Origin of the sequence: Streptococcus sp. 3613 (assembly GCF_013277375.1) — a bacterium.
Classification (GTDB): domain Bacteria; phylum Bacillota; class Bacilli; order Lactobacillales; family Streptococcaceae; genus Streptococcus; species Streptococcus pseudopneumoniae.
The window spans coordinates 1-19075 of the sequence record NZ_VMMV01000001.1 but is presented as its reverse complement, the minus strand read 5'-3'; the positions used below and the strand labels follow the sequence as shown (position 1 = coordinate 19075).

The window sequence follows — 19075 nt, the reverse complement described above, 5'->3', positions numbered from 1 at the left end:
AATAGAATCTCACTTTTTTTGGTATAATGGTAAGCAATAATGGACTAGAAAGAACAAAGATGCAAGATAAAATTGTCATTCATGGGGCGCGTGCCCATAATTTAAAAAATATTGATGTGGAGATTCCGCGAGACAAGTTGGTTGTCGTGACTGGCTTGTCAGGTTCAGGGAAGTCCAGTCTGGCTTTTGATACCCTCTATGCGGAGGGACAACGTCGCTATGTAGAGAGTTTGTCCGCCTACGCTCGTCAGTTCTTGGGAAATATGGAAAAACCAGATGTAGATGCTATTGATGGTCTCAGCCCAGCTATTTCCATCGACCAGAAAACGACTAGCAAAAACCCTCGTTCGACGGTGGGAACAACGACTGAAATCAATGACTATCTGCGTCTTCTCTACGCACGTGTGGGGACGCCTTACTGTATCAAGGGGCATGGAGCTATCAAGGCTTCTTCGGTGGAGCAAATCGTTGATAAGGTTTTGGAGTTACCTGAACGCCAGCGCTTGCAGATTTTGGCCCCTGTCATCCGCAAGAAAAAAGGTCAACATAAGAGTGTTATCGAGAAGGTTCAGAAAGATGGGTATGTCCGTGTCCGTGTGGATGGGGAAGTCTATGATGTGACCGAAGTGCCAGACTTGTCCAAGAGCAAGCAACACAATATCGATGTCGTGGTTGACCGTATTGTCATCAAGGAGGGCATTCGTAGTCGTCTCTTTGATTCCATTGAGGCTGCCCTTCGTATCGCAGAAGGCTATGTCATTATCGACACTATGGACGATTCGGAGTTGCTCTTCTCTGAGCATTATGCCTGCCCAGTTTGTGGCTTTACTGTTCCAGAGTTAGAGCCACGTCTCTTCTCCTTCAATGCTCCTTTTGGCTCTTGTAGTGAGTGTGACGGTTTGGGCATCAAGTTGGAGGTGGATACTGATTTGGTAGTGCCAGATGCCAGCAAAACCTTACGTGAGGGAGCGCTAGCACCTTGGAATCCTATCTCATCCAACTACTATCCCAACATGCTAGAGCAGGCTATGACAGCCTTTGGAGTGGATATGGATAAGCCTTTTGAGGACTTGTCAGAAGAAGATAAAAACTTGATTCTCTACGGCTCAGATGGCAAGGAATTCCATTTCCACTATGAGAATGAATTTGGTGGTGTGCGCGATATTGACATTCCTTTTGAGGGAGTTATCAATAATATCAAGCGTCGTTATCACGAGACAAACAGCGATTATACCCGCACCCAGATGCGTCTCTACATGAATGAGCTGACCTGCGGAACCTGTCACGGCTATCGTCTCAATGACCAGGCCTTGTCTGTTCGTGTGGGTGGCGAGCAAGGGCCGCATATCGGAGACATTTCAGACCTATCTATCGCAGACCACTTGGACTTGGTGAGCCAGCTGACCTTGTCTGAAAATGAAGCCATCATTGCTCGTCCCATTCTCAAGGAAATCAAGGATCGTTTGACCTTCCTTAATAACGTGGGTCTTAATTATCTGACTCTGTCACGTTCAGCAGGAACCCTTTCAGGTGGGGAAAGCCAGCGTATTCGTTTGGCAACCCAGATTGGTTCCAATCTATCTGGCGTCCTCTATATCCTAGATGAGCCGTCAATCGGTCTCCACCAGAGGGATAATGACCGTCTGATTGCTAGTCTCAAAAAGATGCGTGACTTGGGCAATACTCTCATAGTAGTAGAACATGACGAAGATACCATGCGTGAGGCTGATTATCTGATTGACGTTGGTCCCGGTGCCGGTGTTTTTGGTGGGGAGATTGTTGCCGCAGGTACGCCCAAACAGGTGGCTCGCAACAGTAAGTCTATCACAGGCCAGTACTTGTCAGGCAAACGTGCCATTCCAGTACCAGAAGAGCGACGTGTCGGAAATGGTCGTTTTATCGAAGTGACAGGAGCGCGAGAGAACAATCTGCAAAATGTCACAGCTCGCTTTCCACTAGGAAAATTCATCGCGGTGACAGGTGTGTCAGGTTCAGGGAAATCGACCTTAATTAACAGCATCCTCAAAAAAGCTATTGCCCAGAAGCTCAACCGTAATTCAGACAAGCCTGGTAAATTTAAGACTATTACAGGGATTGAGCATGTAGACCGATTGATTGACATTGACCAGAGCCCTATCGGACGAACGCCAAGGTCTAACCCTGCTACCTATACAGGAGTTTTTGACGATATACGTGACCTTTTTGCCCAGACAAACGAAGCCAAGATTCGAGGCTACAAGAAGGGCCGTTTCAGTTTCAACGTCAAGGGTGGTCGCTGTGAAGCCTGTTCAGGCGATGGGATCATCAAGATTGAGATGCACTTCTTGCCAGATGTTTATGTGGCTTGTGAAGTTTGCCACGGAACCCGTTACAACAGTGAAACCCTAGAAGTCCACTACAAGGAAAAAAATATCTCGCAGGTCTTGGATATGACCGTCAACGATGCGGTAGAATTCTTCCAACACATTCCAAAGATTCAGCGCAAACTTCAGACCATCAAGGATGTGGGACTGGGATATGTGACGCTAGGGCAACCAGCTACCACCCTTTCTGGAGGAGAAGCCCAGCGTATGAAGTTGGCTAGTGAACTTCACAAACGATCGACAGGAAAATCTTTCTATATTCTGGATGAGCCGACGACAGGTCTTCATACCGAGGATATTGCTCGCTTGCTTAAGGTTTTAGCTCGCTTTGTAGACGACGGTAATACAGTCCTTGTTATTGAGCACAATCTGGATGTCATCAAGACAGCAGACCATATTATTGACTTGGGTCCTGAGGGCGGTGTCGGCGGTGGAACCATCATCGCAACAGGAACTCCAGAAGAAGTAGCGGCCAAGGAAGCCAGCTACACAGGACAGTATTTGAAAGGAAAGTTACATCATGAATAAACGTGTACAAGCATTTCTAGCTAAAATGCAAGAAAAAGAACTAGATGGTATCATCATCAATAACCTTAAAAACGTCTATTACCTGACTGGTTTTTGGGGCTCAAACGGAACCGTCTTTATCAGCCGTGACCGTCAGGTCTTGGTGACAGACTCTCGCTATATCATTGCAGCCAAGCAAGAAACCAGTGGTTTTGAGATTGTGGCTGACCGTGATGAATTGGCTGTCATTGCAGGCATTGTTAAGGACATGGGCTTGTCTCGAATCGGTTTTGAAGATGAGATTTCAGTTTCTTATTATCATCGTATGCAGGCCGCCTTTGAAGGAATTGACTTGCTTCCACAAACTCAGTTTGTCGAAGGTCTTCGAATGATTAAGGATGAAGCGGAGATTGCAGCTATTCGTAAGGCTTGTTCTATCTCAGACCAAGCTTTCCGCGATGCGCTTGACTTTATCAAACCAGGAAAGATAGAGATTGAAATAGCCAACTTCCTTGACTTCCGTATGCGTGAGTTGGGAGCATCTGGCTTGTCTTTTGACACTATCCTAGCTAGCGGTATCAACTCTTCCAAACCCCATGCCCATCCTATGGACAAACCAGTGGAGCTAGGAGAAGCTATTACCATGGACTTCGGTTGCCTCTACGACCACTATGTCAGTGATATGACACGGACTATCTATCTGGGGCATGTCAGCGACGAGCAAGCAGAGATTTACAATACAGTTCTAAAAGCTAACCAAGCCTTGATTGAACGGGCTAAGGCTGGCTTAGGTTTCCGTGACTTTGACAAAATTCCTCGTGATATTATCATCGAGGCAGGCTATGGTGACTACTTTACCCACGGTATCGGACACGGTATTGGACTGGATATCCATGAAGAGCCTTACTTTAGCCAAACTTCTACAGAAACTATTAAGGCAGGTATGGCCTTGACCGATGAACCAGGTATCTATATCGAAGGCAAATATGGCGTTCGTATCGAGGATGATATCCTGATTACAGAGACAGGTTGTGAATTATTGACCCTAGCTCCAAAAGAGTTGATAGTCATTTAGTTGTTTGTCAAGAAAAAAGTACGAAAATGACGAAAAAAGTCAAAAAAAATTAAAAATAGGTCGCAAGTCGGATGTTTTTTATGGTATAATAGACTAAACTGATAGTAACATGTAGCGAAAGGGGTAGGTACATGATTAAAATTTATACAGTCTCAAGTTGTACTAGCTGTAAAAAAGCAAAAACCTGGCTTAATGCCCACCAGTTAAGTTATAAAGAACAAAACCTTGGTAAAGAAGGAATTACGCGAGAAGAATTACTGGATATTCTAACCAAAACAGATAACGGAATAGCCAGTATCGTCTCATCTAAAAATCGCTATGCCAAAGCCCTTGGAGTGGATATTGAAGATTTGAGTGTTAACGAAGTCCTCAATCTGATTATGGAAACACCTAGAATTTTAAAGAGCCCAATCCTTGTAGATGAAAAACGCCTGCAAGTTGGCTATAAGGAAGACGATATTCGTGCCTTCCTACCACGCTCTGTCCGTAATGTAGAAAATGCAGAAGCACGTTTGCGTGCAGCTCTATAAACATCAAGGCTGGGAGCAATTCCCAGTCTTATTCTATTTTAATTTCAAAAAGAAAGAAGAAAGAAATGAAAAAAATAGTTCTTGTTAGTCTAGCTTTCCTTTTTGTCCTGGTTGGTTGCGGACAGAAAAAAGAAACTGGACCAGCTACAAAAACAGAAAAAGATACGCTTCAGTCGGCATTGCCAGTTATTGAAAATGCTGAGAAGAATACAGTTGTAACCAAGACTTTGGTCTTGCCCAAGTCAGATGATGGTAGCCAGCAGATCCAAACCATTACTTACAAAGACAAGATTTTTTTGAGTCTAACTATCCAACAAAAGCGTCCAGTCTCAGATGAGCTGAAGACCTACATTGACCAACATGGAGTGGAGGAAACTCAAAAAGCTCTTCTCGAGGCGGAAGAGAAAGACGACTCCATCATAGAAGCTCGTAAATTAGCAGGATTTAAGCTTGAAACAAAACTATTGAGTGCAACAGAACTTCAAACAACGACTGGTTTTGATTTTCAAGTTTTGGATGTCAAGAAGGCTTCTCAGTTAGAATATTTGAAGAATATTGGCTTAGAAAATCTTTTGAAGAATGAACCAAGCAAATATATTTCAGACAGATTGGCAAATGGTGCGACAGAACAATAGAAAATCCAAATAAATAAACTGCCTGAATTGTAGAAGGTAAGGAATTATGCTATAATGGTACTATTCTAAGGAAAGAGGGTGTTAGAATGGGATTTACTGAAGAAACCGTACGTTTTAAATTGGACGATTCCAATAAAAAAGAAATTAGCGAAACTTTGACAGATGTTTATGCTTCGTTGAACGATAAGGGCTACAACCCAATTAACCAAATCGTAGGTTACGTATTGAGTGGAGACCCTGCCTACGTTCCTCGTTATAATAATGCACGAAATCAAATCCGTAAGTATGAGCGTGATGAAATCGTTGAGGAATTGGTTCGCTACTACCTTAAAGGACAAGGAGTCGATCTGTAACCTATGAGAATTATGGGATTGGACGTCGGTTCAAAAACGGTAGGGGTGGCCATTAGCGATCCGCTCGGTTTTACAGCTCAAGGGCTTGAAATCATCCAAATCAATGAGGAGCAAGGCCAATTTGGTTTTGACCGCGTTAAGGAGCTGGTTGATACTTACAAGGTGGAACGATTTGTAGTGGGCCTGCCTAAAAACATGAACAATACAAGCGGACCGCGCGTAGAAGCTAGTCAAGCCTACGGAGCAAAGCTAGAAGAGTTTTTTGGTTTACCAGTAGACTATCAGGATGAACGCTTGACAACAGTGGCTGCTGAGCGTATGTTGATTGAACAAGCAGATATCAGTCGCAATAAGCGCAAGAAAGTCATTGATAAGTTAGCAGCTCAGCTGATTTTACAAAATTATTTAGATAGAAAATTTTAATATAAAGGAGAGGATATGTCACACGATCATAACCACGACCACGAAGAACGTGAACTAATCACACTAGTAGATGAGCAAGGAAATGAAACCTTGTTTGAAATCCTTTTGACAATTGATGGAAAAGAAGAATTTGGTAAAAACTATGTTCTTCTAGTACCAGTTAACGCAGAAGAAGACGAAGACGGACAAGTTGAAATCCAAGCTTACTCATTCATCGAAAACGAAGATGGAACAGAAGGCGAATTGCAACCAATCCCAGAAGACTCAGAAGACGAATGGAACATGATTGAAGAAGTCTTCAATAGTTTTATGGAGGAGTAAAAACGTCCTGTGGACGTTTTTAGCCCAGCGCTAGAAATTAGAAACGCAGGTAGTCTGGGAGACTGTATCAGCCCAACTCCCAGAAATGGGGAAGAGTTGGAACGTCCTGTGGATGTTTTAGCCCAAGTTAATATTCATAGTTGTTAGTGATTAGCTAACCAGGTGAGAGGTCGGGACGAAAATCCTGACCTCATTTTTTGTTATCTACGGAATTTTGCTAGATAATTGATTAGACTTTTGTCAAGGAGATGTGTATGTTTGAAGTAGGAGAATGGCTTTATAGTCGGATTGGTTTGAATTTTCGATCAGGTTTAGGCCGAATACAGCAAGCGGTGGATTTGTTAGGGAATCCAGAGAAGTCTTATCCTATTATCCATGTAACAGGGACTAATGGGAAAGGATCTACCATTGCTTTTATGAGGGAGTTATTTATGGGGCATGGCAAAAAAGTCGCGACCTTTACCTCCCCTCATATCGTCTCTATCAATGATCGAATCTGCATTAATGGGCAATCTATAGCAGACACAGACTTTATCCGTTTGGCTGAGCAGGTCAAGGAGATGGAGAAAACGCTTCTGCAAACCCATGATCAGTTGTCCTTTTTTGAACTGCTGACCTTGATTGCTTTTCTTTATTTTAGAGAGCAAGAAGTGGATTTGGTTTTACTAGAAGTGGGAATTGGCGGCTTACTTGACACGACCAATGTGGTAACTGGAGAGCTTGCTGTTATCACCTCCATTGGGCTTGACCATCAGGAAACCTTGGGTGATAGTCTGGAAGCAATCGCAGAGCAGAAAGCTGGTATTTTCAAGGCTGGTAAGAAGGCAGTGATTGCGAAATTGCCTCCAGAAGCTAGGCTTGTCTGTCAGAAAAAAGCAGACTCTTTAGCTGTTGATCTTTATCAGGCAGGTCAAGATTTTTCAATGCTGAATGGTAATTTTTCAAGCTCTTTACTAAATCTTTCACAGCTGAACATAGGCTTAGAAGGAGCTTATCAGCAGGAAAATGCGGCCTTGGCGTTGCAAGCATTTCTTCTCTTTATGGGAGAAGGAAAGGAAGTTGTTTATGAGCAGGTTGTAAGACAGGCTTTGGAGAAGACCCATTGGGCTGGACGTTTGGAGCGTATTCGCCCACAGATTTACTTGGATGGTGCTCATAACCTCCCTGCCTTGACTCGCTTGGTTGAGTTTATCAAAGAAAAAGAGCAGGAAGCCTATCGTCCTCAAATCCTATTTGGAGCCTTGAAACGGAAGGATTATCAAGGGATGTTGGGTTATCTGACTGAAAATTTACCTCAGGTGGAACTCAAGGTGACTGGCTTTGACTATCAAGGTTCTTTGGATGAGACAGATGTAACAGGTTACGATATAGTTTCTTCTTACCGAGAATTTATCAGCAGTTTCGAAGAAAAAGCCGATACGCAGGACTTGTTATTCATTACAGGGTCTCTCTATTTTATCTCAGAAGTACGGAGCTACCTGCTGGGGCATGAACAGATAAATTGACCACCTTTTTTGAACTTGTTATACTAGGGGAATTGCTGGTTAGAGAAAATTTCTCTAAATTGGTAGCAGAAAGGAAATCCATCATGAAATTAACAAGATTCACACGTTCTCTTGCTTCTCTAGCAAGTCTTAGTCTCTTAGTAGCTTGTTCACAAAGAGCTCAACAGATTCAACAACCAGCAGCTCAAGCGCAAACACAACAAACTCAGCAATCACAACCTACTGCTTCATCGTCTACAGAAAATACAAACCAGGTAGCAACAAGTTCTTCATAAAATGCACCTGAGGCTCAACCGACTGATATTGATGGGACTTATACCGGTCAGGATGACGGAGACCGTATTACTTTAGTGGTAACTGGAACGACTGGTACATGGACTGAGCTCGAATCTGACGGGGATCAGAAAGTCAAACAGGTCACATTTGATGCAGCAAATCAACGCATGATTATTGGTGATGATGTCAAAATTTACACTGTAAACGGTAATCAAATCATCGTAGATGATATGGCTAGAGACCCATCGGACCAAATCGTTTTAACTAAATAAGACTATGCAAGTAGAAAATAATCATAAATACTTGCCTTCTGTCGAATACCTGAGTTATACTAGTATCAATTACTTGTTTTTAGCATTCAAAATATCAAGGAGGAGATATGAAATATAGAAAATTTCAATTATTGATGTCCAAGTATGGCTTTAGTCTTTCGATTATGCTACTTGAACTTTGTCTGGCTTTTGGTCTCTTTCTTTATTTAGGACGCATGGCTCCCATTTTATGGATTACTGTTCTCATTCTACTGAGTATCATCACAATTATTTCGATAGTCAACCGTAATACGACTCCTGAGAATAAGGTAACCTGGTTATTAGTAGCCTTTGTGCCAGTATTTGGCCCCTTGCTCTATCTGATGTTTGGTGAGAGGAGATTGTCCAAAAAAGAAATCAAACAACTGAAGAAGCTAGACTCCATGCATTTCCAAGAAGCAAATAGCCAGCTACTAAAAGAGGAATTAAAAGAAAGTGACAAGGCGGCATATGGCGTCATCAAGTCCTTATTGAGTATGGATACCAATGCCGATGTCTATGATCAAACTGCCTCTACATTTTTTCCTAACGGAGAAGCTATGTGGAAAAAGATGGTAGAAGATCTTAAAAAGGCTGAAAAATTTATTTTCTTGGAATATTACATTATAGAAGAAGGTTTGATGTGGAATCGCATACTAGATATACTAGAGCAAAAGGTCGCTCAAGGAGTTGAGGTTAAACTGCTCTATGATGATATCGGCTGTATGGCTACTTTAACAGGAGATTATGCACATCGACTTCGTCAGCTGGGCATCGAGGCCCATAAATTCAATAAAGTTATTCCTCGTTTGACAGTGGCCTATAATAACAGAGATCATAGAAAAATATTGATTGTTGATGGTCAGATAGCTTATACAGGAGGCATTAACTTAGCCGATGAGTACATTAACCATGTCGAGAGATTTGGTTATTGGAAGGATAGTGGAATTCGCTTAGACGGACTAGCAGTAAAAGCCCTGACACGCTTGTTTTTAACCACTTGGTACATCAATCGAGGAGAGATTAGTGATTTTGATCAATATCATTTAGAAAATCATTCTATCCCAAGTGACGGTTTAACCATTCCATACGGAAGTGGACCCAAGCCAATTTTTCGAACGCAGGTAGGGAAAAAGGTTTATCAGAGTTTGATCAATCAAGCAACGGAATCGGTCTATATTACGACACCTTATTTGATCATAGACTATGATTTAACGGAGACAATCAAAAATGCAGCTATGAGAGGGGTCGATGTTCGGATTGTTACCCCTTACATACCAGATAAGAAGTTCATTCAGTTAGTCACAAGAGGCGCTTATCCAGACCTTCTTTCTGCTGGTGTTCGAATTTATGAGTATAGTCCAGGTTTTATTCATAGTAAGCAGATGTTGGTAGACGAAGATTTTGCGGTGGTGGGGACAATCAATCTCGACTACCGGAGCTTGGTACACCATTATGAAAATGCAGTCTTACTCTATAAAACTCCTTCTATAATGGAAATAGCCCGAGATTTTCAAAATATATTTGCAGATTCTCAGGAAGTCTATCCTCATTCTATCAAAACGAGCTGGTATCAAAAACTTGTAAAAGAAATTGCCCAGTTATTCGCCCCAATCTTATAAGAAATCTAGGACTTAGGACACAAACCAGTCCTCTTTTTCTTGCTTTTTACGAATAGAAAGATATAGGGAGGGACGATGCTGACTCAGAAAGAATTGGATTATATCATGTCATTTAAACAGACACATTTACACCGCTTTCGGGAGATTGAAATCTTTGTAAACTTATGCAAAAAATCACTCAAACAGCCATCGCAAGCTGACAATCCTAGGACTTTTTGATATACTAAGACAGATAAATTGAATAGGAGAAACGATATGAGTGTGTATGGTAGAGTAGAAGAAGTTCATCAGGAGAATCGTGAACCTCTAGAATACCAAATCAAACAAGAATTGCATCATCGTGAATCAAGTCGTCTTCCTTTGGTGAAAATTTTACTATGGAGTACACTTGTAACGGGGATAACTCTAGGAGTACCGCTATTACTCGATTTAATGAGTGCACAGGAAGTGCAGGATTTTTATGCAGGTTGGGCGCTTCATCAGACAGGGAAGATTTATAGCGACTATTATGGAAGTCAAGGTTTGCTTTATTATTTGCTGACTTACGTGACTCAGGGCGGATTTTTCTTTGCCATCTTTGAGTGGTTAGCCTTGGTAGCAGGAGGATTTTTCCTCTTTCGATCGGCAGACACCTTGACAGAGCAAGGAGACCAAGCTGGACAAGTAGTGACTATTTTTTACATGCTAGTTACAGGTCTTGCTTTTGGTGGAGGTTATGCGACTCTTTTAGCGCTTCCTTTCTTATTCGCAGCCTTTAGTTTAGTTGCGGCTTATCTAAGCAATCCAAGCCATGATAAGGGATTTGTACGGATTGGGCTGGCTTTGGCAGGCGGATTTTTCTTTGCTCCCTTGGCATCGCTCCTGTTTATTGCTGTAGTGAGTTTAGGCTTGTTGGTCTTTAACCTTGGGCATAGACGCTTTGCACATGGATTTTATCAGTTTCTTGCAGTGACTTTAGGTTTTTCACTGGTCTTTTATCCAACTGCCTACTATAGTGTTGCAACAGGAAGTTTTGGGGATGCCATTAGTGGTATTCGCTATCCCATTGACAGTATTCGCTTTGATTTCACTTCTAAAATTTTAGAGAATATGGCTTTTTATGGCTTGTTGTCCCTTGGTTTGGGATTTGTGGTTTGTATCTTTTTAGGTCTCTTTCAATCCAAACCTTCTAAACTATACGTCATTTCGGTTCCTGCAAGTCTTGTGACAATTTTAGGTTTGATTTTGCTTTTCTTTTCACAAGAGCCTCTGCACGCTTCTTATTTGATGGTCGTCTTCCCTGTTTTCCTACTTTTATTGGTAACCAATATTAAGAGTCAACAGAGGGGGCGTAGTGTTAGAAGAAGACGAAGAGAAACGCCAGTTAGCCTATGGAGTCGTTTTTTTAAAGGAAATCTATATCTGCCAGTTTTAGGGCTTGTCTATCTTTTGACTGTTCCTTTTTTGATGAAGTTTGTCCTTTATCCGGTACCTTATCAAGAACGTAATCGTCTTGCTGATTTGGTAAAAGAGGAGACAAATACGGAAGATGCTATCTATGCATGGGATGATACTGCAACTCTTTATCGTAAGAGTGAGCGCTTGTCGCCATCGGCTATTTTGTCCCCGTTGCACTATACAGCAACTGAGGAAAATCGGAATAAGTTACTTAATGACTTGAAAGAAAAACAACCTAAGGTGATTGTGGTAAATGACAAGGTGCCAGTCTGGTCTGAAGTGGAGATACTCTTAAAAGAAAATTACCAACAAGTAAAGACTGATTACTCAGAGTTTAAAGTCTATAAAATTAAATAACCAAATCAATATCTTGTGTATTTTTAAAAATTTTAGGATTTTTAACACAAGATATTGATTTTTCTTTTTAGAGTGGTATAATACTTTTTAGAAAGAACATTTTAGAAAAGAGCATGCATATGATTGCACTAGAAGAAAAAATTACAATTTTGCCAACTCTCTTCGTCGAGAAACGAGATGGGAGACGTGTTGTATTTGATGTGGATAAGATTGACAAGGCTCTCCACAAGGCGGCTGACAAGGTTATGGATGTGACACCCTTGGTCGAAAAACGCCTAAATGCTCTGACCGAGCGAATTGTCACAGAAATTCATAGTCGCTTTCCACAGGGGGTTAAGATTTACGAAATTCAAAATATCGTAGAACATGAACTGCTTGAAGCCAAAGAATATGCGCTGGCTGAGGAGTATATTACTTATCGGACACAAAGGGATTTTGAGCGTTCAAAAGCGACGGATATCAACTTTAGTATCCATAAGCTTCTCAACAAAGATCAGGCAGTTGTCAATGAAAATGCCAATAAAGACAGCGACGTCTTTAATACCCAGCGTGATTTGACAGCAGGCATTGTTGGGAAATCAATCGGACTGCAAATGCTTCCCAAGCACGTAGCCAATGCCCACCAAAAAGGGGATATCCACTATCACGATTTGGACTACAGTCCCTATACACCTATGACCAACTGCTGTTTGATTGATTTTAAAGGTATGTTGGAAAATGGTTTTAAGATTGGAAATGCAGAGGTGGAAAGTCCTAAGTCTATCCAGACTGCAACAGCTCAGATTTCCCAAATCATCGCCAACGTTGCTTCTAGCCAGTACGGTGGCTGTTCAGCTGACCGTATCGATGAAGTTTTGGCGCCTTATGCAGAGAAGAACTATCAAAAACATCTCAAAGATGCGGAAGAATGGGTTTTGCCTGAAAAACGGGAAGATTACGCTTGGAAGAAAACGCAAAAGGACATCTATGATGCCATGCAATCTCTCGAGTATGAAATCAACACTCTCTTCACTTCAAATGGGCAAACACCTTTTACTTCGCTAGGTTTTGGTCTAGGAACTAGTCGTTTTGAGCGTGAAATTCAAAAAGCTATCTTGAACATCCGAATCAAGGGCCTTGGTTCAGAACATCGAACGGCTATCTTCCCTAAACTGATTTTTACGCTGAAAAGAGGCCTTAACTTGGAAGAAGGGACTCCCAACTACGATATTAAGCAGTTGGCTCTTGAGTGTGCAACCAAGCGGATGTATCCGGATGTTTTGTCCTATGATAAGATTGTTGACTTGACAGGTTTCTTCAAGGTACCTATGGGCTGTCGTTCTTTCCTCCAAGGATGGAAAGACGAAAATGGTGTAGAAGTCAATTCAGGTCGCATGAATCTGGGTGTTGTGACGGTTAACCTGCCTCGTATTGCCCTTGAGTCTGAGGGCGACATGAATAAGTTCTGGGAAATCTTCAATGAGCGGATGAATATCGCTGAAGATGCTCTGGTTTACCGTGTCGAACGAACTAAAGAAGCAACACCAGCCAATGCTCCTATCCTTTATCAGTACGGTGCTTTTGGTCATCGTCTAGGTAAAGAAGAAAGTGTTGACCAGCTCTTTAAGAATCGTCGGGCAACCGTTTCGCTGGGTTACATCGGTTTGTACGAAGTGGCTACCGTCTTCTTTGGAAATAGCTGGGAACACAATCCAGAAGCCAAGGAATTCACGCTGGATATCATTCGTGATATGAAACGCCGTGTAGAAGAGTGGTCTGACCAATATGGCTATCATTTTTCTATCTACTCAACACCATCTGAAAGTCTGACAGACCGTTTCTGCCGACTAGATACAGACAAGTTTGGCTCTATTCCTGATATCACAGACAAGGAATACTACACTAATTCTTTCCACTACGATGTTCGTAAAAATCCAACACCGTTTGAAAAATTGGACTTTGAGAAAGTCTATCCAGAAGCAGGTGCGTCAGGTGGTTTCATCCATTATTGTGAGTATCCAGTCCTCCAGCAAAATCCTAAGGCTCTGGAAGCTGTCTGGGATTATGCCTATGACCGTGTGGGCTATCTTGGGATCAATACTCCAATAGACCGTTGCTACAAGTGTGACTTTGAAGGGGATTTTGAACCAACTGAGAGGGGCTTTGCTTGCCCTAACTGTGGCAATAGCGACCCTAAAACAGTAGACGTTGTTAAACGGACTTGTGGATATTTAGGTAATCCTCAAGCGCGTCCGATGGTTAATGGACGTCACAAGGAAATCGCTGCGCGTGTCAAACACATGAATGGCTCAACTATTAAAATAGCTGGCCATCAAGTAACAAATTAGAAAGAAATGAAATGGGAAAATATCAATTAGATGATAAGAAGAGTATTATGTTGGATAAAAAGTAATTATCGGTTTGTAGTAGAGACGTTTGTAATTGGTTTTATGGGGATTTCCATCAGTGCTCAATCGAATCAATTAAGCAAGGTGGCTAATACTATAGCAGAACAGGCAAATAGTCTTTCAAAAGAGGCGAATAATGTAGCTAGAAAAGAATATGGAATTGAGATTACAGATATAGAGACGACTCCCCCTAAGTTGCATGCTCCAGCTACAATAATGGGGTTTGAAGGGCTTACGATTGTAGATAAGACGTTAAACTATAATATAAATATTCGTGAATTAAATGGTGTTCAACAATTAAAACTGCTATCTAAGAATGGAAATGTCATTCAAAGCGGTAGTTCGAAACGTCCGTATCTTCTTTTTAAAAGAGAGGAGCTCCAAAACGGTGAAGTTAATTTATATTTTTCAGATGAAATTCGAGAGGAGGATGGAAGTAAGATTATTCATTCGGCACCTTTAGCCACATCGATTGAAGCAAAGGAGCAAATTGGTTATTATCGTTACTTTTACATATTAGCGGAATATAATGAATCATTTCAATTGTATTTAGTGGCAATGAAAAACTCACATCAAGGAAAAGAATTATTTGAAAAATACAAAGTATATAATAAATTTGATATTCATGAGTTAAAATATTCGGATGATAAAGTATTTAAAGAGCTTGACCGTAAAATGGCAGATGAGTATGAAACTATTTATAATCAATACAATGAATTGAAGCATTAGAAAAGGAAAACATGGGAAAATATCAATTAGACGATAAGGGACGCGCACAAGTGACCCGTTATCACGAGAAACACTCTAAAGGTGGAGCTGGTAAAAAAGAACGCTTGCTCAACCTCAGAGAACAATTTTTAAATAAGAATAAGAAGAAATAAAAGTGAGAGTCAGCTCTCGCTTTTCTCTTAGTGGGAGGTAAGGATGGAACTACGAAGACCAAGATTAGCAGATAAAGAAACAGTTTTAGAGATGATGGCAGAGTTTGAGCAGACCCAATCAGCCCATGACGGAGGATTCTGGGATACAGAGAACTTTGTGTATGAAGAGTGGTTGGAAACAAATATGCAAAAAGAAATGGGAATAGGATTGCTGGAAAATCGCGTTCCATCAATTCAGTTCGTATTGTTTGATAAATCAGGCCATGCTTTAGGCTTTTTGAATCTACGGCTGAGACTACATGAGGGCTTGCTGAATCATGCTGGCCACATTGGCTACTCCATTCGTCCATCAGAAAGAGGCAAGGGTTATGCTAAGGAAACTCTCCGTCAGGGCTTGCAAGTTGCTAAGGAAAAGAATATTAAACGAGCTTTAGTGACTTGTAGCACAGAAAATCCAGCAAGCCGAGCTGTTATCTTAGCTAATGGTGGGGAGTTGGAGGATGTTCGAAACGGAACTGAGCGCTATTGGATAGACTTGGAGTAGACAGCATGACATGGAATACACCAAAACCTGGTGAATGGAAAAGCGAGGAGCTTAGTAAAGGGCGGATTATTGATTACAAGGCCTTTAACTTTGTCGATGGAGAAGGCGTGCGCAACTCCCTCTATGTCGCAGGCTGTATGTTCCACTGCGAGGGGTGCTATAATGTTGCCACCTGGTCCTTCAATGCCGGAATTCCCTATACAGCAGAATTAGAAGAACAGATCATGGAAGATCTCGCTCAACCTTATGTTCAAGGCTTGACCTTGCTGGGAGGGGAGCCTTTTCTTAATACTGGGATTCTCTTGCCACTTGCTAAGCGGATTCGGAAGGAATTGCCAGACAAGGACATCTGGTCCTGGACCGGCTACACTTGGGAAGAAATGATGTTGGAAACTCCAGATAAACTGGAACTCTTGTCACTGATTGACATTCTTGTCGATGGACGATATGATCGAACTAAGAGAAATCATATGCTCCAGTTTCGAGGTTCGTCTAACCAACGAGTTATCGATGTGCAAAAATCGCTCAAAAGTGGGCAAGTAGTGATTTGGGACAAGCTCAATTACGGAAAAGAAAGCTATGAACAGGTGAAGAGAGAATGAAGAAAAAAGACTTAGTAGACCAACTAGTCTCAGAGATCGAGACGGGGAAAGTCAGGACACTGGGAATATACGGTCATGGAGCTTCGGGTAAATCAACCTTTGCTCAAGAATTGTACCAAGCTTTAGATTCTACTACAGTAAATTTGCTAGAAACAGATCCTTATATCACCTCAGAACGCCATCTGGTAGTGCCAAAGGACGCACCAAATCAAAAGGTGACAGCTTGTCTGCCGGTGGCGCATGAACTTTTACCTCTTCCTCCCTACTCATCTGAGTACAATCCTATTGAGAAAACATGGGCTCATATCAAAAAGCACCTCAAAAAGGTATTACCAAGTTGCAATACCTTTTACGAGTCTCTTCTGTCCTGCTCTTGTTTCAATTAACTATATCTATAGAGTAACATAAATCTCAAAAAATGGGGTGCCCCCCTCTGTTTGTTATGCAAAAAAATAGAAGATAGGATAGAGAATCGCTTTGATGATTTCAATCATATCTTCTATTCAAATAGTTAGCTCATTAAATTAATGATATTACTGAGTTCAATTCCCTCTCTTTTAATATCTTAAAGCCTCCCAATATCCATGACAATGAGATATTTTAGCTAAAATCAAAGAGTGTTCACAAAATTTGATGTAATAAACTCTTGATTAACATTGTTAAAATTGATTATTCAAAAATTTCCGGAGTTGCCTTTGTTTAACAGTGTTCAACCCCCATATATCCGATACTAACATCATCAATATAACAAGTGCAAAAATATATCCCATATTTGATAATGATGATAACGATGAAAAATAGGAGAAGTACACAGTCTTACTGAGATAAACTAAATTTAATCCTGTAGTTATTAGCACTGCACTAAAGAAAGATAAAAGAAAAATTAATATATTGTCAAAAAATATTATTGAAAAAATATACTTTTTCTTATACCCTAAGCTATATAAAATAGCTAACTCTTTTGATCTATTGATTATATATCCCTTATTTAAAAATGCAACTACTAATCCTATGACCAGAGAAATTACAGTCGAACCAACTATCAATATTCTCACTAAGCTACCATAAATATCACTAAAAGTTCCTGACCTCATATCATATCTGGAAGCTAATCGATACTTAGGAAATAGTTTTTGCAGATTTTTAGAAATAGTCTCTACATCACCAGTTATTTTTATTAACAATCCATCTTTGCTCGTCCCTACAGCATTTACATAATTTTCATAACTATCTACAATGTCTTTACTAGCCTTTGATGTTTCAGGAGTCAACGATAATATTTGTTTGTGATGCTCATATGATTCTTGACTTAAAAAATATTCAAGATTAGATTCTTCAAAATAAGATGAGTAAATTGGATAATTTGATTTCAAACTATTTTGATAATATGTTTGATAAACACCGCTAATTATTACTTTATCATTCTTTTTTTCCTTAGAGTATATATTTGCTGTTTCCAAATCAATTTCTTTTCTAAGAACTTTTTGATAGTCTTCAGTATTTAAATGTTGCAAAATAAAAGTATCTGGTACTAAAACTTCATTACTGTCATCCTTTGGATAGTCACCTGATAACAGGATTATATTCTCAGAATTATAATCTGAAATAAAGTATTTAGGAACATCGAGTTTTTGGAAATTGAATGAAAGTGAAGAAATTTTATTCCAGCCATAGTTAAACTTTCTTATTTTACTAGAAAAATCTTTTTCAGAAAAATTTAAATTTAAACTATTATAAGCATTGTTATAATTAGATTTTACACCATGATTAAATAAAATTACCTTCTCAATTCCATCAATAGATTCAACTTGTTGTTTATCTTTATCCGAAAAACCTATTCTCTTACCATCATAAGGGCTTTGTATATTATTTTCATTATAATCTTTTATTGTATCTGTATTGAGTTGCTGAGTAGATGCCACTATGACTCTTTCACTTATTCCAGAAAAAAAACTCTCAAAACTAAGTAAAGAAGCTGAACGATACGCAGTAAAGCCTAGTATAAAAATAGATATTATTAAAGTCATAGGAACTATTAGAAGTAATTGCCTCTTCATATTTCGAATTGACTTATATTTTACATAATCTATAGTAAAATTAAAGGGAATTTTTCGAGTATTTTCGTTGAAGTTATCAGATAACTTTATATTTTCCTCTGTTCTCCTGACTTCTTTAATTGTTTTATCTTTTATCTCATATACAACATCTGCCAAATTAGCCAACTCTCTATCATGAGTGATATAGAAAATAAGAATCCCTCTATTTCTAAGTTTTTGTAGATATTTAAAAACTAATTGGCTGGTTGAAGTATCTAAGTTTCCTGTAGGTTCATCTAATAGTAAAATCTTTGGTTTTTTTATGGCTGCACGTGCAAGAGCTACCCTCTGCTTTTGCCCTCCGCTTAACTCAAAGCAAAACTTAGATTTCAAATCAAAAATATCTAATTCTTTCATGATACTTCCGATATCTGAATCCGGTGCATTACTTGCTAATTTTAAATTTTCAAAAACAGTAAAGTCTTCCAAAAGTTTATAATCTTGAAAAACTAATCCTATCTTTGATTCTCTTAACTGCGCCCATGTATCCAAACTATATTCTTTTGCGTTTTGCTTGAATAAAGTATACTCTCCTTCATACTCCTGATCTAAACCAAATAAAATATTAAACAATGTTGATTTACCTGTTCCGCTTTCACCTATTAAAGAATAAATTTTATTTGAGTCTTCTATATTGAGTGTAACTGAATTCAAAACTATTTTTTCTTTATATTTTTTGTCAAGATTTGAAATTTTCAACATACCTTTTACTCTCCAATGACATCTAAAAATAATATGAGAACCTGCTGTAGAATCACGGTACTAGTTAATTTTAAAATAGTTCAAATTTATGTCAGTATGATTTTATTATTTTTAATTGACTAAGCACCATGGATATATAATATATTTTCCCAAAAATAAAAGTTGAGTT

The 19075-nt window shown here is 39.8% G+C and carries 17 protein-coding genes and 3 pseudogenes; 19 read left to right on the top strand and 1 reads right to left on the bottom strand.

Annotated features, from left to right (window positions below; translation table 11 throughout):
- Nucleotides 1-59: 59 nt before the first annotated feature.
- The 19 genes and pseudogenes from uvrA to HT708_RS00010 form a co-directional block, all read left to right on the top strand.
- Nucleotides 60-2891, top strand: a complete 2832-nt coding sequence (uvrA, locus tag HT708_RS00100; protein ID WP_138008193.1) for an excinuclease ABC subunit UvrA — start codon at nucleotides 60-62, stop codon at nucleotides 2889-2891.
- On the top strand, nucleotides 2884-3945 hold the full coding sequence (locus HT708_RS00095) for a Xaa-Pro peptidase family protein (protein WP_138008192.1): 1062 nt from the start codon (nucleotides 2884-2886) through the stop codon (nucleotides 3943-3945). The genes uvrA and HT708_RS00095 overlap by 8 nt, the downstream gene beginning before the upstream one ends.
- A 131-nt stretch (nucleotides 3946-4076) precedes the next feature.
- Entirely contained in the window at nucleotides 4077-4475 is a 399-nt protein-coding gene (gene spx / locus HT708_RS00090; RefSeq protein ID WP_000591165.1) for a transcriptional regulator Spx, read from the top strand.
- 65 nt (nucleotides 4476-4540) lie between these two features.
- Nucleotides 4541-5110: an SP0191 family lipoprotein gene (locus HT708_RS00085; protein WP_000725129.1), complete on the top strand. Its 570-nt coding sequence runs from the start codon at nucleotides 4541-4543 to the stop codon at nucleotides 5108-5110.
- Between the two features lie 86 nt (nucleotides 5111-5196).
- Nucleotides 5197-5463 carry an IreB family regulatory phosphoprotein gene (locus HT708_RS00080; RefSeq protein ID WP_000507059.1) on the top strand — a complete coding sequence of 89 codons (267 nt, stop codon included), beginning with the start codon at nucleotides 5197-5199 and terminating at the stop codon, nucleotides 5461-5463.
- Nucleotides 5464-5466: 3 nt separating this feature from the next.
- The gene (gene ruvX / locus HT708_RS00075; RefSeq protein ID WP_001808830.1) at nucleotides 5467-5886 is read left to right on the top strand and encodes a Holliday junction resolvase RuvX; all 420 of its coding nucleotides are present in this window, start codon (nucleotides 5467-5469) and stop codon (nucleotides 5884-5886) included.
- A gap of 15 nt (nucleotides 5887-5901) precedes the next feature.
- Entirely contained in the window at nucleotides 5902-6207 is a 306-nt protein-coding gene (locus HT708_RS00070) for a DUF1292 domain-containing protein (protein ID WP_000017620.1), read from the top strand.
- A 9-nt stretch (nucleotides 6208-6216) separates the two neighbouring features.
- Nucleotides 6217-6354, top strand: coding sequence for a hypothetical protein (locus tag HT708_RS00065; RefSeq protein WP_166736636.1), 138 nt, complete (start codon nucleotides 6217-6219; stop codon nucleotides 6352-6354).
- Between the two features lie 107 nt (nucleotides 6355-6461).
- The gene (locus HT708_RS00060; protein ID WP_000464365.1) at nucleotides 6462-7712 is read left to right on the top strand and encodes a folylpolyglutamate synthase/dihydrofolate synthase family protein; all 1251 of its coding nucleotides are present in this window, start codon (nucleotides 6462-6464) and stop codon (nucleotides 7710-7712) included.
- Between the two features lie 83 nt (nucleotides 7713-7795).
- Nucleotides 7796-8260: pseudogene (locus tag HT708_RS00055) on the top strand (SP_0198 family lipoprotein).
- A 107-nt stretch (nucleotides 8261-8367) separates the two neighbouring features.
- Complete coding sequence (gene cls / locus HT708_RS00050; RefSeq protein WP_166736637.1) at nucleotides 8368-9900, top strand: cardiolipin synthase; 1533 nt, start codon at nucleotides 8368-8370, stop codon at nucleotides 9898-9900.
- A gap of 255 nt (nucleotides 9901-10155) precedes the next feature.
- The gene (locus tag HT708_RS00045) at nucleotides 10156-11694 is read left to right on the top strand and encodes a damage-inducible protein CinA (protein WP_166736638.1); all 1539 of its coding nucleotides are present in this window, start codon (nucleotides 10156-10158) and stop codon (nucleotides 11692-11694) included.
- A 119-nt stretch (nucleotides 11695-11813) separates the two neighbouring features.
- Nucleotides 11814-14021 (top strand): anaerobic ribonucleoside-triphosphate reductase, encoded by a 2208-nt coding sequence (gene nrdD, locus HT708_RS00040; protein ID WP_172925818.1) that lies wholly within the window; start codon nucleotides 11814-11816, stop codon nucleotides 14019-14021.
- Between the two features lie 102 nt (nucleotides 14022-14123).
- Nucleotides 14124-14810, top strand: a complete 687-nt coding sequence (locus HT708_RS00035; protein WP_138702592.1) for a hypothetical protein — start codon at nucleotides 14124-14126, stop codon at nucleotides 14808-14810.
- A gap of 11 nt (nucleotides 14811-14821) precedes the next feature.
- On the top strand, nucleotides 14822-14962 hold the full coding sequence (locus tag HT708_RS00030; protein WP_000521618.1) for a hypothetical protein: 141 nt from the start codon (nucleotides 14822-14824) through the stop codon (nucleotides 14960-14962).
- A 43-nt stretch (nucleotides 14963-15005) separates the two neighbouring features.
- Nucleotides 15006-15506 carry a GNAT family N-acetyltransferase gene (locus tag HT708_RS00025; protein WP_054392569.1) on the top strand — a complete coding sequence of 167 codons (501 nt, stop codon included), beginning with the start codon at nucleotides 15006-15008 and terminating at the stop codon, nucleotides 15504-15506.
- Nucleotides 15507-15511: 5 nt separating this feature from the next.
- A complete protein-coding gene (gene nrdG, locus HT708_RS00020; protein ID WP_054392570.1) occupies nucleotides 15512-16108 on the top strand; it encodes an anaerobic ribonucleoside-triphosphate reductase activating protein in 597 nt (198 codons plus the stop codon).
- Nucleotides 16105-16356 (top strand): annotated as a pseudogene (locus HT708_RS00015) (phosphoribulokinase); the annotation flags it as partial. The gene nrdG and the pseudogene HT708_RS00015, both read left to right, overlap by 4 nt.
- Nucleotides 16348-16494 (top strand): annotated as a pseudogene (locus tag HT708_RS00010) (transposase); the annotation flags it as partial. The pseudogenes HT708_RS00015 and HT708_RS00010, both read left to right, overlap by 9 nt.
- 273 nt (nucleotides 16495-16767) lie before the next feature.
- Here the strand turns inward: HT708_RS00010 and HT708_RS00005 are convergent.
- Complete coding sequence (locus HT708_RS00005) at nucleotides 16768-18906, bottom strand: ATP-binding cassette domain-containing protein (protein WP_023939680.1); 2139 nt, start codon at nucleotides 18904-18906, stop codon at nucleotides 16768-16770.
- Between the last annotated feature and the right edge of the window lie 169 nt (nucleotides 18907-19075).